This window comes from Shewanella carassii, from assembly GCF_019670705.1.
Taxonomy (GTDB): domain Bacteria; phylum Pseudomonadota; class Gammaproteobacteria; order Enterobacterales; family Shewanellaceae; genus Shewanella; species Shewanella carassii.
In genome coordinates this window covers 181246-205123 of the sequence record NZ_AP024618.1, presented here as the reverse complement: position 1 = coordinate 205123, position 23878 = coordinate 181246, and the positions used below count along the sequence as shown (strand labels likewise).

Here is a 23878-nt window from a genome sequence, read left to right as displayed (position 1 = left end):
GAAAAAGACCCTAACCGATGCTTTTTCATCCTAATTAAGAGCGGGATTTACACGCGCCGATGATTCTTTATACACAGGGGAAAGAATTCAACCTTACTCTGGGATTTTTTATTGTTCACGAATAATTCATGGTGTACTGTGCCTTGCCTGAGCAGAGGAAATCAGATGACAACAACCAACTCAATTCAACAGGCATTGTATATGCCGTTTCATCGCCAGCAGTGGGCCGAGCTTCGAGAATCGGTACCTTTGACCCTGAGCGAAACCGAATTGAAAAAGCTACGGGGGATAAACGAAAAGGTTTCCCTCACAGAAGTCACCGACATCTATCTGCCCCTCAGCCGCCTGCTTAACTTGATCGTTGGCGCCAAGCAGCAAAGAGGTTTGGTGTTAAATGAGTTTTTGGGGCAAACCCCGGCCAAGAGCCCTTACATTATCAGTATTGCCGGCAGTGTCGCCGTGGGGAAAAGCACCACAGCCCGTATCCTGCAAGCACTGTTGAGCCATTGGCCCGAACACCCTAAAGTCGATCTGATTACTACAGATGGTTTTCTTTATCCCTTAGCAGAGCTGAAACAAAAAGGGTTACTGCAGCGTAAGGGATTTCCAGAAAGCTATGATATGAAACTCTTGGTGGAGTTTATCGCCGCCATCAAATCAGGCGCCGAATTGGTCGAGGCTCCGCTATATTCCCACATCAGTTACGACAGGCTTCCCGAAGTGCAGCAGGTCAGACAGCCGGATATTTTGATCCTGGAAGGCTTGAATGTACTGCAGACAGAGCTGGATTCTCCCGTGAGCATCAAGCGGCCATTTGTCTCTGATTTCGTAGACTTCTCTATCTATGTAGATGCCGATGAATCACTGCTGAAGCATTGGTATATAGACAGATTTTTGCAGTTCCGGCATACGGCGTTTGCCAATGAGCGCTCCTATTTTCACCACTACGCCAAGCTGAGCGATGCCGAAGCCGAACATATAGCCGCCAATATCTGGGACACCATCAACGGCCCGAACCTGAATCTGAATATTGAGCCCACCCGCGAGCGGGCACATCTTATTCTGAAAAAGGGTCAGGACCACCTGATGGATCAAGTGCTACTGCGAAAATAATCAAGCGCTGCGTAAGCTTATTTCTCCACCGACAAAATGCTGTGTGCCTATATCTGTCTGCAGGATAACACCGCCTTGCTCATCCACTCCAAGGTAGTGGCCGTTAATCAGTTGCTCACCCAGCAGCAGTTTGACCTGTTGACCGGCAAAGATATCAGCACTCTGCCACCTGGTGCTGAATGCCGCCAATCCCTGAGTCTCAAACAGCTTAATATCTTTCAATAACTGTTGGTGAAGATTGATAGTCAATTCAGTCTTGTTCGGCATAGATTCAAGCCCACAGAGATCGCTCCAGGGTTGGTCCAGTTGTTCACCCAGTTCAGCAGGCATAGCCATATTCAAGCCTATCCCGATCACCAGATCGCATTCGCTGTCGGCAGTACCACTCATTTCAATCAGTACACCGGCAAGTTTACGGCCATCGAGATAGATATCGTTGGGCCACTTCACTCCCAAACCGGCAATACCGAAAGACTCCAACACGCTAACCAGTGAACAGGCAACCACCAGACTCAAGCCCATCGCCTGAGAAAGGCCTTGAGAGAACTGCCAGTACATAGAGAAATAGAGGTGACTGCCGTAGGGCGACAACCACTGGCGTCCTCTACGCCCTCGTCCGGCAGATTGGTACTCGGCAATACAGAGATCGCCATTACTCAATTCATCGACATGGTTGAGCAGAAATGTATTGGTACCACCGAGTTCATCAAAGTAGAAACAACGGTTATCTATAGTGGAAAGCAAACGCGGCTTATCAATAAGATGCAGGCTTCTCGTTAACTTATAGCCTTTGCCTTTCACGCTGAAGATATCGATCCCAAAAGCGGTCAAGGCACTGATATGTTTGCTGACAGCCATACGGCTGATACCCAGTTGCTCGGCCAGCCTTTCACCGGAGACAAACTCACCCTGCTGCAACAGCTGTAATATTTCCCGTTTGCGCTTCCACTGTTCGGTCATCGTCAGAGACTCCTCTCTCCTGTTGCCGCAAAAATTCGCGGTTCGGGCTGCAATTCAACACCGAAGCGCGCTTGCACTTGCCGGATAATTTCCCGCGCCAAATTGGCCACATCTTCACCGCTAGCGCCGCCTTTATTCACCAGCACCAAGGCTTGCTTATCATGAACTGCGGCTGCTCCCATCTGGAAACCTTTCAAACCTGCCTTATCGATAAGCCAGCCTGCGGCCAGCTTAACCCTTCCATCTTGCTGAGCATAACCCACCAAATCAGGAAAGCGTTCGGCCAACTTAAGATAGTCGGCAGCAGCAACCACAGGATTCTTGAAAAAGCTGCCGGCATTGCCAAGCACTACAGGATCCGGCAGTTTTTCCTGACGAACCTGACATACCCGCTCAAAAATCATGGTCGCGGTCACCTCAGTCTCTTCAGCGAGCGACTGCAACGGCCCATAACTCAGTTTCGGCTGCCAGGCTTTAGGCAGTTTCAAGCCGACAGAGGTGATCACAGCCTTACCCTTGAGCTCATTTTTGAAAATTGACTCACGATAGCCAAAATCACAATCAGCGGCCTCGAGACGAGTTAGCGCGCCGGTCTGCAGGTCTAGATACTCGACCCAGTCACACAACTGACACAGCTCAATTCCATAGGCGCCTATGTTTTGAATGGGCGCTGCACCAACCGTGCCCGGGATCAGAGCCATATTCTCAAGCCCCGGCATCCCCAGCTTAAGCGTTTCGCAGACCAAATCGTGCCAGTTTTCACCGCCGGCAACCTTTAGATAAAAATGCTCTTGATCCTCACAGACATCGATTCCCTTGGTAGCGATTTGAATCACTGTCCCTTGATAATCTTCAAGCAGCAATAGATTACTGCCACCCCCGAGGATCAACATAGGGATCTCATCGCCCTTATGCTGCATACAAGCCTGGACAAGCTCCGCGGTAGAACTCGCTCTGATGAGTTCCCGACAGTAACAGTCGATTCCAAAGGTGTTCAAAGATTTCAGGGAGTGGACTAGAGTTGGCATCTAAAGCTTTCACTGCAAATAAAAGCAGCATTGTAACGGGATTAGCCGGCTATTTCAGCCGCAAAACACCCATAAGCGAATATCCAGCAGCAAGCTACTCGGCTGCTACCGACTCAAAGCTGGATTAAGGCAAATCTCACGGGCCCTAACGCAAAAAAGCCACCTTATTCAGGTGGCTTCTCTACTTAAGTCTCGAGTACCTTCATTGAGGATGCTGGTCAGGTTAAATCTCTGGAGCACAGAGATTTAACCTGACCAGACAAGTGAGTTGAGCCATTCTCAATATCTCCACAGCACCATCTCACATGGGGGCGAAAGACATCTGCTCATCAAGCACAGCTTGATAGATGGCTGTAGCGCGAAGCAGCTTGGCTGCGAGCTGAGGGGCCCGCACTGCGTAAGCAGCTTTGGGCTGCATGTTAAGTCGTGCTCGCTGGAAGCGAGACAAACAAAAAAGCCCTAGCATTTAGCTAGGGCTTTTTTGTTTGTTAGGCGTCTGGCGATGACCTACTCTCACATGGGGAGACCCCACACTACCATCGGCGCGATTGCGTTTCACTTCTGAGTTCGGGATGGGATCAGGTGGGACCACAATGCTATTGTCACCAGACATAAAATTGTACGGAACAAATTTTAAACGCGCTTTAGCGCGGCCCGTTAGGGTCAAATACAGGGATGTATTTGATAAATTCATTCCTAAATTCAGAAAGCTGTGCTCTTTTCAGAGCTTGAGTTCAAACTTCAATCAAGTATCGACTTCTTCAAGTCCGTAAAACCCATCTGGGTTGTATGGTTAAGCCTCTCGAGTCATTAGTACAGGTTAGCTCAACGCCTCGCAACGCTTACACACCCTGCCTATCAACGTCCTGGTCTCGAACGGCTCTTCAGAGGTCTCTAGGACCTAGGGATGACTCATCTTGGGGCTCGCTTCCCGCTTAGATGCTTTCAGCGGTTATCGATTCCGAACGTAGCTACCGGGCAATGCCATTGGCATGACAACCCGAACACCAGCGGTTCGTCCACTCCGGTCCTCTCGTACTAGGAGCAGCTCCCCTCAATCATCCAACGCCCACGGCAGATAGGGACCGAACTGTCTCACGACGTTCTGAACCCAGCTCGCGTACCACTTTAAATGGCGAACAGCCATACCCTTGGGACCGACTTCAGCCCCAGGATGTGATGAGCCGACATCGAGGTGCCAAACACCGCCGTCGATATGAACTCTTGGGCGGTATCAGCCTGTTATCCCCGGAGTACCTTTTATCCGTTGAGCGATGGCCCTTCCATTCAGAACCACCGGATCACTATGACCTGCTTTCGCACCTGCTCGACGTGTCTGTCTCGCAGTTAAGCTGGCTTATGCCATTACACTAACCGTACGATGTCCGACCGTACTTAGCCAACCTTCGTGCTCCTCCGTTACTCTTTGGGAGGAGACCGCCCCAGTCAAACTACCCACCAGGCACTGTCCCTAACCCCGATTAGGGGCCCAGGTTAGAACATCAACACTACAAGGGTGGTATTTCAAGGTTGACTCCAACAAGACTGGCGTCTCATCTTCATAGTCTCCCACCTATCCTACACATGTAGGGTCAATGTTCAGTGCCAAGCTATAGTAAAGGTTCACGGGGTCTTTCCGTCTAGCCGCGGGTATACGGCATCTTCACCGCAATTTCAACTTCACTGAGTCTCGGCTGGAGACAGCGTGGCCATCATTACGCCATTCGTGCAGGTCGGAACTTACCCGACAAGGAATTTCGCTACCTTAGGACCGTTATAGTTACGGCCGCCGTTTACCGGGGCTTCGATCATGAGCTTCTCCGAAGATAACCCAATCAATTAACCTTCCGGCACCGGGCAGGCGTCACACCGTATACGTCATCTTGCGATTTTGCACAGTGCTGTGTTTTTGATAAACAGTTGCAGCCACCTGGTATCTGCGACTGCCAGCAGCTTACGACGCGAGGTCTTCACCGCCGGCAGCGTACCTTCTCCCGAAGTTACGGTACCATTTTGCCTAGTTCCTTCAGCCGAGTTCTCTCAAGCGCCTTGGTATTCTCTACCCGACCACCTGTGTCGGTTTGGGGTACGATTCCTGCTAACCTGAAGCTTAGAAGATTTTCCTGGAAGCATGGCATCAACCACTTCATCCCCGTAGGGACTCGTCATCAGCTCTCAGTGTATGTGTGCCCGGATTTGCCTAAGCACACCACCTACTACCTTAAACGCGGACAACCAACGCCGCGCTGGCCTAGCCTTCTCCGTCTCTCCATCGCAGTTAGCAGAAGTACGGGAATATTAACCCGTTTCCCATCGACTACGCCTTTCAGCCTCGCCTTAGGGGTCGACTCACCCTGCCCCGATTAACGTTGGACAGGAACCCTTGGTCTTTCGGCGAGGGGGTTTTTCACCCCCTTTATCGTTACTCATGTCAGCATTCGCACTTCTGATACCTCCAGCGTGGGTTACCCCTTCGCCTTCAACGGCTTACAGAACGCTCCTCTACCGCACTGATGCAAGCATCAGTACCCGTAGCTTCGGTGAATTGCTTAGCCCCGTTACATCTTCCGCGCAGGCCGACTCGACTAGTGAGCTATTACGCTTTCTTTAAATGATGGCTGCTTCTAAGCCAACATCCTAGCTGTCTAAGCCTTCCCACATCGTTTCCCACTTAGCAATTACTTTGGGACCTTAGCTGACGGTCTGGGTTGTTTCCCTTTTGACGACGGACGTTAGCACCCGCCGTCTGTCTCCCGGATAGCACTCTTTGGTATTCGGAGTTTGCAAAGGGTTGGTAAGTCGGGATGACCCCCTAGCCTTAACAGTGCTCTACCCCCAAAGGTGTTCGTCCGAGGCGCTACCTAAATAGCTTTCGAGGAGAACCAGATATCTCCCGGTTTGATTGGCCTTTCACCCCCAGCCACAAGTCATCCGCTAATTTTTCAACATTAGTCGGTTCGGTCCTCCAGTTGATGTTACTCAACCTTCAACCTGCCCATGGCTAGATCACCGGGTTTCGGGTCTACACCTAGCAACTAAACGCGCAGTTAACACTCGGTTTCCCTACGGCTCCGCTATTCGCTTAACCTCGCTACTAAATGTAAGTCGCTGACCCATTATACAAAAGGTACGCAGTCACGGTCTCAAGTACCGCTTCCACTGCTTGTACGTATACGGTTTCAGGTTCTATTTCACTCCCCTCACAGGGGTTCTTTTCGCCTTTCCCTCACGGTACTGGTTCACTATCGGTCAGTCAGGAGTATTTAGCCTTGGAGGATGGTCCCCCCATATTCAGACAACATATCACGTGTGCCGCCTTACTCGTTTTCATCTCTGGTTAGTTTACATGTACGGGGCTATCACCCTGTGCCGCTGTGCTTTCCAACACATTCCACTAACACCCCAAAGACTTAAGGGCTAATCCCCGTTCGCTCGCCGCTACTTGGGGAATCTCGGTTGATTTCTTTTCCTAAGGGTACTTAGATGTTTCAGTTCCCCTCGTTCGCCTCAATACGCTATGTATTCACGTATTGATGACACCTTATGGTGCCGGGTTTCCCCATTCGGACATCGCTGGCTCAAATGCTTGTTACTAGCTCACCAACGCTTTTCGCAAGTTACTACGTCCTTCATCGCCTCTGACTGCCAAGGCATCCACCGTATACGCTTGGTCGCTTAACCATACAACCCGGATGAGTTTTCATCGGTTTGTATTGCAACCAGCTTAGGTTTACTTGTCTCACCTCCGGGTTAAGGAAGTGGACTCGCCTTGAAGAATTTCCAAAACACTTGATTGAAGTGTTTGAGAACTCAATTTGTATGCATCAAATCCAACTCCTAAGAGTGGTTTTGATGTCTACTATCAGCTTTCCAAATTGTTAAAGAGCGGGCTTAAAAAAGCCAAAGATAAATACTGACTTATCTTTGGCGTCTCTCGTCCTTTGTAGAGTGACGGTTCCAGCACTTCCAAGGGAAGTGGTGGAGCTATGCGGGATCGAACCGCAGACCTCCTGCGTGCAAGGCAGGCGCTCTCCCAGCTGAGCTATAGCCCCGTATTTAATTCCTTCGCCAACTAAACCGAAACCGGTTTAACACAAACAGCGGAAGAATTGGTGGGTCTGAGTAGACTCGAACTACCGACCTCTCGCTTATCAGGCGAACGCTCTAACCACCTGAGCTACAGACCCCCATGCTCTACTTCTTTTATCAAGCAATCTGTGTGAACACTCAACAAACACCAATTATCGCTTAGGTAAGGAGGTGATCCAGCCCCAGGTTCCCCTAGGGCTACCTTGTTACGACTTCACCCCAGTCATGAACCACACCGTGGTAAACGCCCTCCCGAAGGTTAAGCTATCTACTTCTGGTGCAGCCCACTCCCATGGTGTGACGGGCGGTGTGTACAAGGCCCGGGAACGTATTCACCGTGGCATTCTGATCCACGATTACTAGCGATTCCGACTTCATGGAGTCGAGTTGCAGACTCCAATCCGGACTACGACCGGCTTTATGAGATTAGCTCCACCTCGCGGCTTCGCAACCCTCTGTACCGACCATTGTAGCACGTGTGTAGCCCTACTCGTAAGGGCCATGATGACTTGACGTCGTCCCCACCTTCCTCCGGTTTATCACCGGCAGTCTCCCTAAAGTTCCCGGCATTACCCGCTGGCAAGTAAGGATAGGGGTTGCGCTCGTTGCGGGACTTAACCCAACATTTCACAACACGAGCTGACGACAGCCATGCAGCACCTGTCTCAGAGTTCCCGAAGGCACCAATCCATCTCTGGAAAGTTCTCTGGATGTCAAGAGTAGGTAAGGTTCTTCGCGTTGCATCGAATTAAACCACATGCTCCACCGCTTGTGCGGGCCCCCGTCAATTCATTTGAGTTTTAACCTTGCGGCCGTACTCCCCAGGCGGTCTACTTAATGCGTTAGCTTGAGAGCCCAGTGTTCAAGACACCAAACTCCGAGTAGACATCGTTTACGGCGTGGACTACCAGGGTATCTAATCCTGTTTGCTCCCCACGCTTTCGTGCCTGAGCGTCAGTCTTTGTCCAGGGGGCCGCCTTCGCCACCGGTATTCCTCCAGATCTCTACGCATTTCACCGCTACACCTGGAATTCTACCCCCCTCTACAAGACTCTAGTTTGCCAGTTCGAAATGCGGTTCCCAGGTTGAGCCCGGGGCTTTCACATCTCGCTTAACAAACCGCCTGCGCACGCTTTACGCCCAGTAATTCCGATTAACGCTCGCACCCTCCGTATTACCGCGGCTGCTGGCACGGAGTTAGCCGGTGCTTCTTCTGCGAGTAACGTCACAGCTAGCAGGTATTAACTACTAACCTTTCCTCCTCGCTGAAAGTGCTTTACAACCCGAAGGCCTTCTTCACACACGCGGCATGGCTGCATCAGGGTTTCCCCCATTGTGCAATATTCCCCACTGCTGCCTCCCGTAGGAGTCTGGGCCGTGTCTCAGTCCCAGTGTGGCTGATCATCCTCTCAGACCAGCTAGGGATCGTCGCCTAGGTGAGCCTTTACCTCACCTACTAGCTAATCCCACCTGGGCTTATCCATCAGCGCAAGGCCCGAAGGTCCCCTGCTTTCCCCCGTAGGGCGTATGCGGTATTAGCAGTCGTTTCCAACTGTTATCCCCCACAAATGGGCAAATTCCCAGGCATTACTCACCCGTCCGCCGCTCGTCATCTTCAAAAGCAAGCTTTTGAAATGTTACCGCTCGACTTGCATGTGTTAGGCCTGCCGCCAGCGTTCAATCTGAGCCATGATCAAACTCTTCAATTAAAGTTTTGGTTGAACCCGAAGGTTCGACTCAATGAATTCTGTTCGTATGAACACTCTTCATCGAGTTAAATCGTTTTGTCGATTTCTCAATGCCTGTGAGTGTCCACACAGATTGCTTGATAGATTGTTAAAGAGCAATCCCTTAGGCGCTGTGGCCATCGGGTCAGGGCTGCGTATTCTACGCTTTCCTGCTGCGGCGTCAAGAGGTATTTACCATCTTTTTTCGCCTGTCGTTGAAAGGACTCGAGAGCCTCTTTTCTTCGACCCTGTCACGTCTTTCGCGTTGCCGCTGTGCCGTGTCAGTGGGAGCGCATTATAGGGAGCCAAAACATTTACGCAAGGGCTTTTTCCCCCACCAAGCACCAAGCGAACACCTTTTCATCACACTGATTATTAACCGTCCTCCCAACCTCAAATTCGTTCAAAAAACAGCCTTATCATTATTCAAAAATGAGAGCAAAGGTCATTTTTTGGGCATCAGTCTGGTTTAAAGGTAAATAATTCATTACCATAGTCATCGCTGTTAACAGTAATTTATCAACTCTTCTTCACTGAGAACATTTTTTATGCAAAAGTCATTTTTGATTGTGCTGGGTATCGCCATTCTTGGAGCATTTGCGATATACCAGTTCACACCTCAACTGCCTGCATTTTTAGCCTTCCCCATTGGAGCCCTTCTTGCTGCCGCTGTATATACCTTTACTTCTAGCCCAAGTCAGGTTCAAGCAAAAGGACAAGAAACTTATAATGGTCCGACTATGACCCTCTACGTGGGTAATCTGCCTTATAGAGCTCACGATACTGAAGTAAAGTCATTGTTTGAGGAATATGGTCCGGTAAATTCGGTTCGCTTGGTCAGAGACCGCAAGACCGGCAGACGCAAGGGGTTTGGTTTCGTGGAGATGTCTGAAGCCGGTGCTCAAAAGGCAATGACCAAATTAAATGACTTCATCTTTCAGGAACGCACCCTGAAAGTACGCGAAGCCAAATCACAAGAGACAGATAAACAAGAGTAGTCTCAACCCCCGTTCGACTCTATCACGCTGGTCGAAGTCTTGGCCGTTTGAACAAAACCATACTCGGCCAGCGTTGATTTCAATCCTTCTGTAATATCCTTACTGGTATAGAAGGCCCGCTCATTATCGATTTGCTTTAAAGCAGTCGGCTCTTGCTGATATTGCAGCAAGCTCTTGACCCGTTTTGCAATCGCCTCGCCAGAATCCAACAACTGCACACCCGTGCCAACTATTTGTTGTATCTCAGACCTCAACATAGGGAAATGAGTGCAACCAAGTACCAACACATCCAATTCACTGTAGATGACAGGTTGCAGCAACCTTGCAATTTCTTCTATATCGATCACCTGGCCGGCTGCCTTAGCCTCCGCAAGCAACACCAGCTCAGAGCAACCAAAGAGCTCGACTCGGCAATCATCGGCAAAGTGGTTGATCAGCTCCTTAGTGTAAGCTCTCTTGACTGTGCCTGGGGTGGCCAACAAACCTATATGTTTGCGCTTGGAGATAGCCGCCGCCGGTTTAATTGCCGGGACAACACCAACAACCGGGATCGTCAGTTGAGCCCTCAACTCGGGAAGAACCAAGGTGCTGGCCGTATTGCAGGCGATGACCACTATCGCGGCATCTATCTGTTTAGCCATAGTCACAACCAGATTTACACACCCACTTATCAACTCGGCTTCCGCCAACTCACCGTAGGGCAAGCGCGCGTTATCAAACAGATAGCAATACTGTCTCTGTGGTAATAGCTTGCGGATCTCCCCAAGCACAGACAGGCCACCTATGCCTGAGTCAAAAACCAGTATGGGTCGCGACAAGTTGAGCCTCTAAACGATATACAAAAGATGTCGTGGCTTGAGGCCACAACGGCAGATGAAGCGCTATTTTTTCATAGCTTGGGCAAAAGCACAAAGGCGTGAAACTGGACATCGGCGCCACGTAGTATAATATTTGCGCCCCCGTTTGAAGCCAAGAGTGAATATTATGAATTTAGAAGCAATGGACCCAAGTCAATATGATGCGCAGCTGGAACAAAAGCGCCTCAAACTGGAACAGGCCTTTGCCCGCTTCACTCCCCCAGCTCTGGAGGTGTTTCCCTCTGCTCCACAACACTACCGTATGAGGGCTGAATTCCGGGTTTGGCATGACGGGGAAGATCTCTACTACTATATGTTTGACCAACAACAAAAAGCTAAGGTTCGTTGCGATCAGTTTCTGCCCGCCAGCGCGCTAATCAATCAAATGATGCCAGCACTGATGGCCGAGCTGCGCCCCAACTGCATACTGAGGCACAAGCTGTTTCAAGTAGACTTCCTCTCTACTTTGTCCGGCGAGATTTTGGTGTCACTGCTGTATCACAAGCAGTTGGATGATAACTGGCTCAATGAAGCCACGGCGTTGAAACAGAGGCTCGAGAAAGCATTCAAGGTCGACATTATCGGTCGAGCCCGCAAACAGAAGTTTGTGTTGGACAGAGATTTCGTCATCGAACGTCTGCAAGTCAACCAGCAGGAATACATCTATAAACAAGTAGAAAACAGCTTCACCCAGCCCAATGCCCAAGTGGCAACCAAGATGTTGGAGTGGGCGATAGACTGTACCCGCCACAGTAGTGGCGATCTGCTTGAGCTTTATTGTGGCAACGGTAACTTCTCCATCGCCCTGGCACAAAACTTCAACAAAGTGCTGGCAACCGAGTTAGCTAAACCCTCGGTCGATTCCGCTCAATACAATATTGAGCAAAATGGCACTGAGAATCTGCAGATCATTCGTATGTCGGCCGAGGAATTTACCCAGGCCATGACGGGGGAGCGTAGCTTCAGACGTCTGGAAGGAATTGACCTCAAGAGTTACGACTGCAACACCATCTTTGTTGATCCACCGCGAGCCGGCCTAGATCCCGATACTGTTAATCTGGTGCAGGGCTATGAGTCCATCCTCTATATTTCCTGCAACCCGCAAACCCTGGCCGATAATCTCGAACAGTTGAGTCAAACTCACGAGATCAAACGCTTTGCCCTGTTTGATCAGTTCCCCTATACCGACCACATGGAAGCGGGTGTACTGCTTTCCAGAAAAAGCCTATAGATTAGGCGTAGCAAGCCCAATAAGACACTGGCCGATACCATGAAAGACTGCAGAACCTGCAAAGCGATTATCAAAACGGCTTTGCGGGCTCCGCATAAGCGTCACCGTCCAGTTCATAGAGGGACGTCCCCCCTTTTTAACTGCAGTTAAAGAGGAAAGGACTACCGAAGCAACTCAAAGAAATGTGGGACTGCACAGATAAAGCAGAGGTCATAGATGGAATGGAGACTTCAACGGTTCATCCATTACCCCCCTGCCGACTGGAAGGGATGAACCAAACAAAAGAGCCCCGAAAGGCCCTTTTGTTTTGGCAAAAAATTTTTATCAGCGGCTATCGCGCTTTTGCTGCAACGCTTCGGCGCCCGTTGCCACCATTCGCAACTGAGTCACCAGCCGGTCGGCCAGAATCTTGCGATCGGCACGTTTCATATCCAAGGCGGCGGCGCCGGCATTGAACACCAGAGTCACCAATGCCTCGGCCTGTGCCCTGGCCAATTCAGGGCTGCGGCCGGCTGTGTCCTCGGTGTAGTGCGCTAATTCCGAGATAAAGTGTTCTATCTCCCGCGCCACGGCGGCACGAAAGGCGGCCGAAGTGCCAGAGCGCTCATGCAGCAAGATCCTGAATACGTTGGGGTTGGATTCCAATACTTCCATAAAGGTGTCGACCGAGATGCGGATAACACTGCCGCCGGCCTCTGCGCGCTGACGTCCCTTACGCATCATCTGTCTCAACGTCAGGCCACCTTCATCGACCATGGTCAGTCCTAACTCATTCATATCCTTGAAATGACGGTAGAAAGAGGTCGGCGCTATATTGGCTTCTCTGGCCACTTCCCTAAGACTCAGACTGGAAAAGCTACGCTCGGCACTCAATTGATTGAATGCAGCATCCACCAAGGCGCGGCGGGTCTTCTCTTTCTGCTGTGCTCTGATTCCCATCTTTATTCCGTTCGCTGGATCTGTTGCGCAAATAATACAGGCTTTACTCAATAATCACATCCTCGGCTGGTGTCACTGTGATTGTGCTCTAATAGCAACTTAGCGTACACTTGTTAGCTTAAAGTGTTTTGGAAGTCATCATAATGAAAAAACCTCCCCTCATCTGGACCAACCTGATCCTCTTCCTGCTGACGTTTGCCGGTGCCTGTATTTTGGTGCCTTGGCGAGGCATCAGTCATGGCTTTGAACTCAGTGAATGGTTCACCTTTGTGCTGCTGGCCTTTGCCAGTGGTTTGTCTATTACCGCCGGTTACCACAGGCTGTGGTCACATAAGGCTTATAAAGCCCATCCGGCCGTGCGTTTCCTGTTTGCCCTAGGTGGTGCGCTGGCGTTGCAGAACAGCGCCTTACATTGGGCTTCGGATCATCGTGTTCATCACAAGCATGTGGACAACAATGACAAGGATCCTTATTCAGCGAACATGGGTTTCTGGTACAGCCATATTGGTTGGATGCTCAGGGAGTATCAGGCACAGCGTTATCACGATTACAACAACGTCAGAGACCTGCAAAACGATGCCATAGTCATGTGGCAGCATAAGCATTATCTGCTGCTGGCGCTATTGATGAATGTGGGCCTCCCCGCTCTGCTTGGCTGGTTGAATGGCGATATCCTGTCGATGTTGCTGCTGGCTGGTCTGCTGCGCTTGGTGGTAGTGCATCACTGCACCTTCTTCATTAACTCGCTGGCACATATCTGGGGCAAACAACCCTATACAGATCGCAACAGTGCCAGAGATAACGGTGTGCTGGCGCTGTTTACTTATGGTGAGGGTTACCATAACTTCCACCATATCTTTGAAAACGATTACCGCAATGGTATCCACTGGTGGCAGTACGACCCTACCAAGTGGCTGATCCGTTTTCTGTCCTGGTTTAGCCTGGCCAAAGACCTGCGCAAGATCCCTCAGGAACGCATCGAGGCGGCCAAGTTGCAGATGCAACTCAAGCGCGCCCAGCATAAGGTGGCCCATCTGCCCAATTGTGAGGAGGTCCTGGAAAAGCTGCAGGCTGAATACGAAGAGTTAAAGAGCCACTTGCTGGCCTACTTCGAAGCCCAAAAGGCGCTGCTCGAAGCACGCAAGCAGCAGTTGGCCGATAAACATCTGCTGTCGCAGGTGAACGAAATGCGTTTACGTTTTCGCGCCCAGCGCAAACAATGGCACCGACTACGGGCCAGCATCGCCTAAAGTCTTTATTAACAGTAGAAGGTTAGCGATCCGCTTAACAAAATTTATTTGAGTTGTGAAACGGCCGACTTGTACTGCGGCCGTTTCTGTTTATGATCGGGGGTTATTTCAATCATTCAGGGATCCGACTATGTCAGATCAGTCAGTCAAACTCACGGAATACAGCCACGGCGCAGGTTGCGGTTGCAAGATTTCCCCCAAAGTTCTCAGCACTATTTTGGCCTCTCAGCTGCCGGACTTTAAAGATCCCCGCCTGCTGGTCGGCAACCAGAGCCGGGATGATGCGGCGGTCTATCAGCTGGATGATCACACAGGCATTATCAGTACTACCGACTTCTTTATGCCGATAGTCGATGACCCTTTCACCTTCGGCCGTATCGCGGCGACCAACGCCATCAGCGATATCTATGCCATGGGCGGCAAGCCTATTATGGCGATTGCCATTCTGGGTTGGCCGGTGAACAAGCTGTCACCCGAGATAGCCCAGCAGGTCGTGGATGGCGGACGCCAAGCCTGCATGGATGCCGGGATCATGTTGGCCGGAGGCCATAGCATAGACGCGCCTGAGCCTATCTTCGGCCTGGCGGTAACCGGCACAGTGGCGCTGGAGCACCTCAAGCAGAACGATACCGCCAAGGCCGGTGATAAGCTCTATCTCACCAAGCCCTTGGGAATTGGCATACTGACCACGGCACAAAAGCAGAAGAAGCTGGCGCCACAGGATGTCAATATCGCCCCAGAGGCCATGTGCCAACTCAATAAGATAGGTGCCGAAGTCGCCAAGATAAGCACGGTTCACGCCATGACAGACGTGACAGGCTTTGGTCTGGCAGGCCACCTGCTGGAGATGTGTCAGGGCGCCAACCTCAAGGCCAGCATAGATACCGCCAAACTGCCACTGCTGGAAAAAGCCTCCGAGTATCTGGCCATGGGTTGTATCCCGGGTGGCACCCACAGAAACTTTGACAGCTACGGTGAGCACCTCCCCGAGGTTTCCGAGCAACAAAAAGCCTTACTGTGCGATCCGCAAACCAGCGGCGGTCTACTCATCGCCGTCGGCGCCGAGGGTGAGGCCGAACTGCAGCAACTGCTGACCAATCAAGGGCTGGAGCTACACTGTATAGGTGCGCTCGACCATCGCGACGACCGTCAGCAATGGGTGGAGCTGGTATGAGTCGACAGATAATCGCGCCTGCAGAGTACCGGGAGATATTCCTATCCGATCGTCCCCTAGTCGATCTGCGGGCGCCGGTTGAGTTTGCCAAGGGTGCCTTTCCGGCCAGCACTAACCTGCCATTGATGAATGACAGCGAAAGGCAGAAGGTAGGCACCTGTTATAAAGAGCATGGGCAGGCCGCCGCCATAGAGCTAGGCCATTCACTGGTCAAAGGCAAGATCAAGGCCGCGCGTATTCAAGCCTGGCTGGATTTCTTCAGCGCCCACCCAGATGCCAACCTCTACTGTTTTCGGGGTGGTCTGCGCTCTCAACTGACCCAGCAATGGATCCGCGAGGCCGGTCTTGAAGTGCCCTATATTCAGGGTGGCTACAAGGCGATGCGCCAGTATCTTATCGATACCATAGATAACACCCCGCAGCAGCAACAGCTGTTGATCCTCAGCGGTATTACCGGCTCAGGCAAGACAGAGTTTATTCTCAGCCGCAGTGAAGCTGTGGATCTGGAGGGCACAGCCAATCACAGAGGCTCGAGCTTTGGCAAGAATGTGACGCCACAGCCCAGTCAGATCAATTTTGAAAACAGCTTGGCTCGGGAACTGTTGCGGCATCAAGAGAGGCAAGAGTCCTGCCTGCTGCTGGAAGACGAAAGCTTCCTGATTGGCCGCCGCGCCATACCCAAAGCCTTCTTCAGTGCCATGCAACAGGCGCAGGTTGTGGTGTTGGAAGAGCCACTGGAGGCCAGACTCCCTCGCCTTCTGGATGAGTATGTGCACAAGATGCTGCGCGGTTTTGAACAGCATTATGGCGCAGAAGAAGGCATGGCGGCGTTTGGCGCCTATCTGCGTCAGAGTGTCGAGGGCATACGCAAGCGTATGGGACATCAACAAACTGACCAACTACTGGAACTGGTCGACTCAAGCTTGCAGACACAGTTGCAACGCAACACTACAGAGCAACACCTAGAGTGGATTACTCTACTGCTGGAGAAGTATTACGACCCCATGTACCAGTACCAACTGGAAAAAAAGGCCGAGCGGATCATCTTCCGCGGAGACCGTCAGGCCATTCACCAGTGGCTGGATGAGAAGCGGTCAAACCGCTCCAAATGAATTCAAAAGCAAGAGATTCAATCTAAAGAGCCCGGCAAATGCCGGGCTCTTTCGTTGACATGACCTCAGCGGTCGGGTTTGGCCAGCAGATCGGCTACCCGCTGTTGCAGCGAGTGACGGCTCTCCTCTGCACCGGGTACCTGAGCTGCGATATTGACCTTAATCCTGGACCAGAAACGTCTTGGCCGGGTCGTCAGAGCATGGCCATCTTTGTGGCTGAAATAAGATCCCCACAAACCTTGGAGCGCCATAGGCACCACAGGCACAGGATCCTTTGCCAGTATCTGTTCGATACCGGGCCGGAACTCATGCAATTCACCATCGGGAGACAACCTGCCCTCAGGGAAAATACACACCAACTCCTCATTGGTCAGCGCCTGATGAATACGCTCGAAGGCCCGGGTATAGGTATCAATGCACTTTTTCGGTGAGCAGATAGGGATCACCCCGGCGTGGCGGAACAGATACTTGAGCAAGGGCATTTCACTTATGCTCTTATCCATCACAAAGCGCACCGGGCGAGTGGATGCTCCCAGCAGCACCAAGGCATCGACGTAACTGACATGGTTACACACCAGCACGGCAGCCCCCTGCTTGGGAATGTTTTCCCGGCCTTCAACCTTAAGACGATACAAGAGATGGCTCAGCAGATAGCTGATAAACCTCAGCGTAAATTCAGGCACCCGGCTATAGACATACAACGCTACCACGGCGTTGAATACCGCCAGCAGAGTAAATAGCTGAGGGATCGACAGACCCACCAGCTCCAGCAATATTATCGACAATATCGCCGAACACACCATAAACAGGGCATTGATGATATTGTTGGCGGCTATGGCCTGAGCACATTCACCCGGGGCCGAACGCGACTGAATAAAGGCGTACAGAGGCACAATAAACAGGCCGCCACTAACCCCCACCATAAACAGTGCCAACATCAACCTAAAGTGTTCACTGCGGCCGACAAACTCAGTTATGTCATAGAGATATCCCACCGGTAGTTGGCTGTAGTCAGGAATGGCCCACAGCAGATCCAGGCCAAAAAAGGTTAACCCGGCCACCCCGAAAGGCAGCAACCCCAGCTCTACATGACCAAAGGAGAAGCGCTCACAAACAAAGGAGCCGACCGCAATACCTATGGAAAACAGCGCCAGCAGCAGCGACACCACAGTGGCGTCCGAGTGCAGCGAGCCTCTGGCAAAATTGGGGAACTGGGTCAGGTAGGTGGCACCCAAAAACCAGAACCAACTGATTGCCAGAATCGCCATCCAGATTGACGGCGTTTGCCGCACCCGCTTGATACTGGCCAAAGTACCGGACAGGGGCGCAAAGCGTACCTTATCTATCGGCAGCGGCGCCGGCAATGATGGAATCGCCCGGCTGGAGAGGAAACCGGCCAAGGCCAGCACAGATACGGTTATTGCGGCCCACATCAGGCCGTTGTCACTGGTTACCAACAGCCCGGCACTCAGGGTGCCTATCAAAATAGACAGAAAGGTACCCATCTCTACCCAGGCGTTACCGGTGACCAACTCATCTTCTCTAAGCGCCTGCGGCAAGAGCGAGTATTTTACCGGGCCAAAGTAGGCCGATTGAGTGCCGGTGAGAAACAGCAGCAGCAACATCAACAGATAGCTTTGCGCCATAATCGCCGCGGCGGCGCAGGACATGATGATAAGCTCCAGCAGCTTTAATCTGCGGATCATCAGCGCCTTGTCCATATTGTCGGCCACCATCCCCGCATGGGCGGAAAACAGAAAGAAAGGCAGGATGAAGATCCCCGCCGCCAGATTAACAAACAGATCGACACTCATCGGCAGGTTATCGACCTGGCTGTAGGTCACCAGCAGCAACAACACATTCTTGTAGATGTTGTCGTTGAGTGCCCCCAGACATTGAGTGGCGAAATAGGGTAAAAATCGTTTACTCAGGAACATGTTCCCTCCTCCAGTTGCATCGCCGTCCACCACAAGTCCACCTGAAATGTCAGTAACTGCAACCACGAAGCCTGACTGAAGAGCTTATCGTCCAGCGCCAGGCCGGTCAGCCCATGGATACTGCTCCAGAAGCTGCGACTGGCGAGCGCCAACTTGGATGAGGGCAAGTTTGGCAACAAGTCACCGAGTTGCTGTTCGAGCAAGCCTATCAGCTCGGCAATCAGCTGTTGTTGCGATTCTGGCAGAGGTTCTTCCGGCCCCAGATGCAAGGCAAACACCAAACGAAATGCCTGGGGTTGGCTATGGGCAAACTCGGCATAAGCCTTGGCCAGTGCCAACAGCTTCAGCTCGCCGGTTGCGAATGTTTGTTCGCACACCAATTGCATTTGCTCAAGCAGACGCTCCAAGACCCTGGCGGATACGCTCAGGAGCAGATAGTTGTAGCTACCAAAGAGGTTGATTAGGGTACTGGGGGCATAGCCCACTTGGGAGGCGATCCGTCTAAGACTCAGGCTGGTATATTCCTCCTGCGTCAATAACTGCTCAACGGCATCCAGTGCCATGAGGCGGATCTCTTGATGACTGTGTTCCTTGCGTCTTGCCATAGTGTCCATTCCTGAAAAGAGATGGCAGCAGACTAACAGCCTTCAAAATAAAAAACAATGTTCACAATATGATATTTTTTAGACAGGATTGCTTAATACCGTTAGTTAACCTTGGGAAATATCTTCAGAAAAGTGATCGAATCCTGGCAGACCAGCCTCCTGTGCATAGCAGGCACAAGGGCAATACACTCAGGAAAATGAGTTCAAGGATTTGGGAATATGGCTTTATATCGAATGACGTTCTCAACCACGGCCAGGCGCGCTCACCCAACCACCGGGGCGAGCGCAACGCTGTGGCTATTGAGCTTGCCAGCGCAGCAGCAACCTGTGCTCACCAACGCCAAAATAGTCGGCTTCCAGCCCCAGGTTTTCAAACCCCATGCGGCTGTATAGATGGCGTGCAGGATTATCCGGCGCGACCGTCAGTAGCAGTTCATCGACACCATGGCGGCAATCATCCAGACAAGTACTGAGCAAGCACTTGCCTATCCCTTGGCCTTGCTGCGCAGGAGACACGGCCAGTGACAACAACCAATGGCGTCTCGGCTGCTCGCCAGTCACCCGCAGCAGATAACCGGCCAATTTCCCATCGACAAAGGCCCCCAGAAAGGCCGAAGGCCAGGCATCCAGCGCCTGACGGAAAAAGAAGTCCGGGTAGCAGTGCTCACCGAAGGTTGCCAGCTCCAAGGCCAATACGGCATCCAGATCGGCTCTGGATATTGGTCTTATCTGCATCTGTTCAGTCTCCGGCCAACATCTTGTCCCACTCGAGATGAGGGGAGCCGACCACAATAAAGTTGGGGTTTTCCAGTGACTCACGTTCGTTGTAGGTCAGGGGTTGCAACTCGGTATCCATCAACTGGCCACCGGCTTCTTCTATGATGATCTGCGCCGCGCCTGTATCCCACTCGCCCGTGGGGCCCACCCGCACATAGCAATCTGCCCTGCCCTCGGCAACCAGGCAGCTCTTGAGCGCCGCGCCGCCGAGCACCACGAGCTCACAATGTTTGGGTTGATTGAACAGCTTGAGCACAGACTGAGGATCCTGACGGCGACTGACCGCCAGACGCAGAGAGTGGCTCTGTTCTTTCGGCAACTGTTTGCTATGAATTCTCAACTCAGCCTTGGGAGTACGTTTGTAAGCACCAAGACCTGCGATGGCGTAGTAACACACCTCCGTCATGGGTGCATAAACCACGCCCATGATGGGGCGGTTATGCTCGACCAGGGCGATAATGACCGAGAAGTCGCCGCTGCCGGCAATGAACTCTCCGGTGCCATCCAAGGGATCCACCAGCCAATAACGGCGCCAGTGGCCACGTTCAGAGAGGGGAATATCGGCGGCTTCCTCGGACAAAACCGGAATATCCGGGGTCAATGCCTGTAGGCTGCTGCAGATAATATTATGGGCGGCAATATCGGCCGATGTGACAGGGGTGTTGTCTTCCTTGGTTTCCTTGCTGAAACTGCCTTGTTGGTAGATCTGACGAATTTTCTGCCCCGCTTCCGTTGCAATGGCAATAACGTGATCTATCAACTCTTCTGGCTTCATAACTACTCCAAACGCCTTCCATCGGATAAGCAAAAGTCAGTGGCCGGGAGTGGCCAATTTTTAGGGTGACTCAGTCAGTTTCAGCTGTTTCATCGCCAAAAACAAGGCGCTGACGCTGCGTCCTTCTGAAAAATCATTCATATCCAGCAGTTCTTGCCAGCGCGCCAGCGGCCAGGGAACCAGTTCTATCGGTTCAGGTTCATCGCCTTCCAGGCGGCTCTCGTAGAGATCTTCGGCCAGGAAAATCTGCATCTTGCTGGCAAAATACCCGGGGGCCAGGCTCAACTCCTTCAGCTTGGTCAGCTTACGGGCACCGTAACCTATCTCTTCCTGCAATTCACGGTTGGCGGCCTCGGCGGCGGATTCACCCGGGTCGATCAACCCCTTGGGAAAGCCCAGCTCATAGTTATGGGTACCCGCGGCATATTCACTGCCCAGCAGTAGCCACTCACCATTGAGAACCGGCACCACCATCACGGCGCCGCGGCTGGCGCCTTTCATCCGTTCGTAATGGCGTTCCTCTTGATTGGAGAAACGCAGATGTACCTGTTCAATTTGAAACAGACGACTGCGGGCGACAACTTCGGTGTGTAATATTTCCGGCTTCTTCTGCCGCTCTGTCATAGAGGCCTCTGACGCTGACGAACTGAAAATGTGACTCAGGCTACATGTTATACCAATTCACACGAAATAACAGAGCCGCAGCGTTTGCCGGGCCATTTAGGATGTTGGACGGCTGAATACCGCCACGGAAACGTTGAGATCGGCATAAGAGGCGAGTTGACTAAACGGCAGCCGAGACCCCCGACTGCCGACTTATCACCAGCCCGGGATCTTGCCGTTGTAATTGATGGGGAAATATCCCTGGGCATCACGCTTGCCCAGAAATGGCAAAGCTTTTTTCAGATCTTCAGACTGAGCCTGAGTCTCACGAATGCGAGCCTTGACCTCAAGTTGCTCATTGGCCTTGAGCAGCAAGGTACCGGCCACGCCTATGGCGTTTTTCTCCTCATCGGTCGCCAGTTGTACCTGACCGGCAACACACTGCAGACCGAGCTCTATGTCTCCCAAAGGATACTGGCCAAACTGATTCTTGATGCCAACCCGGTTGAGAAAGACTTTACCGCCGAGAGCCTCACACCAAGGTTGGCCTTGCTCTAGGGTGTCCAGTAACACTGAGAGTTCACCGCTTACCTGAGTGCGAAATGGCAGACGACTGCCGGCCAAGAGAAACTCGGCAGGAGCCTCAAAACGCAGCTTCTCAGCGCTGATGCCACCGGCAGCCAGGGTGACTTGGCCCTTGGCATTGACGGCACTGGCGCGACTGCCCAGCTGGAAGTCCAGTTTGGCTCTGCCGGTAAGCAGCGCCCAGGGGCTGAGCTCCCAACTCAGTTGCTCCAACTGACGTTGCTGCAACTTAATCACATCAATGCTGCCGCTCCAGATGGTGCCGCTGACGCCACCAAGCTGCAGATTGGCTGGCAAAGGTGCCAGCGAAACCGCCAAGCGTGCAGGGAAGAGTGCCAGCATAAATGCCAGGTAGATCAGCACACAGAGTATTATTTTACTAATCAGTTTCAAGACAACACCTTACGACTGAGATAACTGGATTCGTCTGACTTTCACCATGCCAGGGCTATCACCCTCGGCCAGATCCAGGCTATCCAGCGACAAGCCCTGTTTCTGTACCAGATCACCAAGATAGGAGATCAGGCTATCGAAGGGCACTTCATCCATCCAGATCTGGATCTGTTTTCCCTGTGGTGCCATGCGGGTGATCTCCAGGTCATAGCTGGCGGCGCTCTGGGTCACCACAGTGCTGAGACTGCCCTTGAGAGCCGGTCTGTTACCACTCTGTTTGATACCGGCAATCTTATTGGCCGTCTGTTTCACAAAGCTGAGCATCTGGGTCTGAGCATTGAGGCTCTTCTGCGCCTGCTGCTCGGCATTGCTGATCGGCGTCCAGATCCCCCAGTAGAGGATACCAACAGCCACTATCACCACCATGGCAGCGACCAGCTGTTGCTCCCTCTGTGCCAGTGATTCCCACCAGTTACGCAAATTTTCCATTTATTTGCTCCTTAGGGTCAGGGTACTGGTGACCGCATTGTCAGTACTGTTCATCGCCCCGCCTTCGAGACGGAATTGACGCCCGGCCAACTCTTTAAACTGCTCTATCTGGGCATAGCTCTTGGCCGTCACCTGCATACGGATTTCATTCCGCCCGGCATCAAATCTCAGGCTGTTGGGCTTGAGATCCGGCACTTGTTTAAAGGCACCTTCGAGTCCATCCAGCATGACAAAGAACTCACCACCCGAACCACTGCCCTGCAGGGTTCTGAGTTGAGACTCCAGCTGCGAGCGCAGATTGACTATCCGCGAACTGCCGGGAACCACCTGGCGATAAATGCTTTCACTCTGAGCCTTCAACTCATCGGCCTCGATCTGCATCTGATGGATATTGAGTCCCTTGTTGACCAGACCGAGCAGCAGCGCGACAGCGGCAACAACGGCTACTCGCTTCCAAAGCAGCAGGTGCTTGCTGTATTCACGCTTGGGGACATAGGGGCCGGACAGCAGATTGATAGGCGACTTGAGCACACCTTTGGCCAACACCAGCATGGGCATCTCCAGCGGCATCTGCCGACACTCCAGCTCTGGCCATTGAAATTCGGTATAGCAGGCCAGGCTCGGCGCGGTTTGCTGCTCTTCGAGCAGTCCAGGCAGCAAGGGCTGCAGCCACTCCTTGGGCATGCTCATCCCCATGCCTTCGCCGGTACGCAGCAACAGCTGATCTTCATAGGCCATCAAGGCCCAATCACAGTCTTCCCGCTCCAGTGCCAGGCAATCTGGCACCATTTTACGCACCTTGAGCCCTGCCTCATTCAGCCAGGAGAGCCAGTTTTGCATCTGTTCGTGAGCAACGACAACGACACTCAGGCTCTCGCCACTGCGGGGGCCAACCACAAAGTGCAGCTCATCAACATTCTGGGCCAGGGTATCTTCAAGCAGAAAAGGTAACGCCTTTAAAGCCTGGCGTTGGCCCTTTTCCGGCAGCTCAACCGAGGTGAGCTGAAGGGCGCTGGCCGGCACCAACACATCGACAGGGCGATTACCGGCCCGCTGCGCCAAGGTCTCCAGTGACCGCGCATCAGCCAGTTCTCCCGAGGCGATAATCTCCTGTTCCTGCTCAGACCAAACGACCCAAGCACAGGGCGAGCCCAGATTTTTGCCTAAACGGATAAATAAGCGTTCACTCACTATTATTCTCCACAATCCCTGGCCTTGGAGGCTTAGGGGCTTGTC

Annotated in this window: 18 protein-coding genes, 2 tRNA genes and 3 rRNA genes; 6 read left to right on the top strand and 17 right to left on the bottom strand. The window is 52.2% G+C overall.

What is annotated here, in order from left to right; genetic code table 11:
• Positions 1 to 165 precede the first annotated feature (165 nt).
• Entirely contained in the window at positions 166 to 1113 is a 948-nt protein-coding gene (gene coaA, locus K5621_RS00935; protein ID WP_221050212.1) for a type I pantothenate kinase, read from the top strand.
• On the opposite strand, the gene birA is transcribed toward coaA, so the two are convergent.
• The 7 genes from birA to K5621_RS00900 form a co-directional block, all read right to left on the bottom strand.
• Entirely contained in the window at positions 1114 to 2073 is a 960-nt protein-coding gene (birA, locus tag K5621_RS00930; RefSeq protein ID WP_221050211.1) for a bifunctional biotin--[acetyl-CoA-carboxylase] ligase/biotin operon repressor BirA, read from the bottom strand.
• Between the two features lie 2 nt (positions 2074 to 2075).
• Positions 2076 to 3101 (bottom strand): UDP-N-acetylmuramate dehydrogenase, encoded by a 1026-nt coding sequence (gene murB, locus K5621_RS00925; protein ID WP_100143496.1) that lies wholly within the window; start codon positions 3099 to 3101, stop codon positions 2076 to 2078.
• A 494-nt stretch (positions 3102 to 3595) separates the two neighbouring features.
• A 5S ribosomal RNA gene (gene rrf / locus K5621_RS00920) occupies positions 3596 to 3711 on the bottom strand.
• A gap of 179 nt (positions 3712 to 3890) precedes the next feature.
• Positions 3891 to 6782, bottom strand: a 23S ribosomal RNA gene (locus K5621_RS00915).
• Positions 6783 to 7077: 295 nt separating this feature from the next.
• Positions 7078 to 7153, bottom strand: a tRNA-Ala gene (locus K5621_RS00910).
• Between the two features lie 58 nt (positions 7154 to 7211).
• Positions 7212 to 7288: transfer RNA gene (locus K5621_RS00905), tRNA-Ile, on the bottom strand.
• A 66-nt stretch (positions 7289 to 7354) separates the two neighbouring features.
• A 16S ribosomal RNA gene (locus K5621_RS00900) occupies positions 7355 to 8899 on the bottom strand.
• Together the 16S, 23S and 5S rRNA genes with 2 tRNA genes alongside form the textbook arrangement of a ribosomal RNA operon.
• A 566-nt stretch (positions 8900 to 9465) precedes the next feature.
• Between K5621_RS00900 and K5621_RS00895 the strand changes: the two genes are divergently transcribed.
• Entirely contained in the window at positions 9466 to 9915 is a 450-nt protein-coding gene (locus K5621_RS00895) for an RNA recognition motif domain-containing protein (protein ID WP_100144317.1), read from the top strand.
• Positions 9916 to 9917: 2 nt separating this feature from the next.
• On the opposite strand, the gene murI is transcribed toward K5621_RS00895, so the two are convergent.
• Complete coding sequence (gene murI, locus K5621_RS00890; RefSeq protein ID WP_221050210.1) at positions 9918 to 10733, bottom strand: glutamate racemase; 816 nt, start codon at positions 10731 to 10733, stop codon at positions 9918 to 9920.
• Between the two features lie 166 nt (positions 10734 to 10899).
• Between murI and trmA the strand changes: the two genes are divergently transcribed.
• Entirely contained in the window at positions 10900 to 12003 is a 1104-nt protein-coding gene (gene trmA / locus K5621_RS00885; RefSeq protein WP_221050209.1) for a tRNA (uridine(54)-C5)-methyltransferase TrmA, read from the top strand.
• A gap of 324 nt (positions 12004 to 12327) precedes the next feature.
• Here the strand turns inward: trmA and fabR are convergent, their stop codons facing one another.
• A complete protein-coding gene (fabR, locus tag K5621_RS00880; protein WP_025010659.1) occupies positions 12328 to 12942 on the bottom strand; it encodes an HTH-type transcriptional repressor FabR in 615 nt (204 codons plus the stop codon).
• Between the two features lie 143 nt (positions 12943 to 13085).
• Between fabR and K5621_RS00875 the strand changes: the two genes are divergently transcribed.
• From K5621_RS00875 to mnmH, 3 genes are all read left to right on the top strand, one after another.
• Complete coding sequence (locus K5621_RS00875) at positions 13086 to 14192, top strand: acyl-CoA desaturase (RefSeq protein WP_221050208.1); 1107 nt, start codon at positions 13086 to 13088, stop codon at positions 14190 to 14192.
• A 130-nt stretch (positions 14193 to 14322) separates the two neighbouring features.
• Entirely contained in the window at positions 14323 to 15366 is a 1044-nt protein-coding gene (gene selD / locus K5621_RS00870; RefSeq protein ID WP_100144325.1) for a selenide, water dikinase SelD, read from the top strand.
• Positions 15363 to 16478 carry a tRNA 2-selenouridine(34) synthase MnmH gene (mnmH, locus tag K5621_RS00865; protein WP_221050207.1) on the top strand — a complete coding sequence of 372 codons (1116 nt, stop codon included), beginning with the start codon at positions 15363 to 15365 and terminating at the stop codon, positions 16476 to 16478. Before selD ends, mnmH begins: the two co-directional genes overlap by 4 nt.
• A 65-nt stretch (positions 16479 to 16543) precedes the next feature.
• Here the strand turns inward: mnmH and K5621_RS00860 are convergent, their stop codons facing one another.
• The 8 genes from K5621_RS00860 to gspL all read right to left on the bottom strand — a co-directional run bounded on the left by K5621_RS00860 (position 16544) and on the right by gspL (position 23833).
• Positions 16544 to 18415 carry an MFS transporter gene (locus tag K5621_RS00860; protein ID WP_221050206.1) on the bottom strand — a complete coding sequence of 624 codons (1872 nt, stop codon included), beginning with the start codon at positions 18413 to 18415 and terminating at the stop codon, positions 16544 to 16546.
• Entirely contained in the window at positions 18406 to 19020 is a 615-nt protein-coding gene (locus K5621_RS00855) for a TetR/AcrR family transcriptional regulator (protein ID WP_157929092.1), read from the bottom strand. Before K5621_RS00855 ends, K5621_RS00860 begins: the two co-directional genes overlap by 10 nt.
• 297 nt (positions 19021 to 19317) lie before the next feature.
• A complete protein-coding gene (locus K5621_RS00850) occupies positions 19318 to 19755 on the bottom strand; it encodes a GNAT family N-acetyltransferase (RefSeq protein WP_221050205.1) in 438 nt (145 codons plus the stop codon).
• Between the two features lie 4 nt (positions 19756 to 19759).
• Positions 19760 to 20572: a 3'(2'),5'-bisphosphate nucleotidase CysQ gene (gene cysQ / locus K5621_RS00845; RefSeq protein WP_100144334.1), complete on the bottom strand. Its 813-nt coding sequence runs from the start codon at positions 20570 to 20572 to the stop codon at positions 19760 to 19762.
• 60 nt (positions 20573 to 20632) lie between these two features.
• Complete coding sequence (nudE, locus tag K5621_RS00840) at positions 20633 to 21196, bottom strand: ADP compounds hydrolase NudE (RefSeq protein WP_100144336.1); 564 nt, start codon at positions 21194 to 21196, stop codon at positions 20633 to 20635.
• Positions 21197 to 21391: 195 nt separating this feature from the next.
• A complete protein-coding gene (locus tag K5621_RS00835) occupies positions 21392 to 22153 on the bottom strand; it encodes a type II secretion system protein N (protein ID WP_221050204.1) in 762 nt (253 codons plus the stop codon).
• A 9-nt stretch (positions 22154 to 22162) separates the two neighbouring features.
• Positions 22163 to 22642, bottom strand: coding sequence for a type II secretion system protein M (locus K5621_RS00830; RefSeq protein WP_221050203.1), 480 nt, complete (start codon positions 22640 to 22642; stop codon positions 22163 to 22165).
• The gene (gene gspL, locus K5621_RS00825; RefSeq protein ID WP_221050202.1) at positions 22643 to 23833 is read right to left on the bottom strand and encodes a type II secretion system protein GspL; all 1191 of its coding nucleotides are present in this window, start codon (positions 23831 to 23833) and stop codon (positions 22643 to 22645) included.
• Positions 23834 to 23878: the final 45 nt, after the last annotated feature.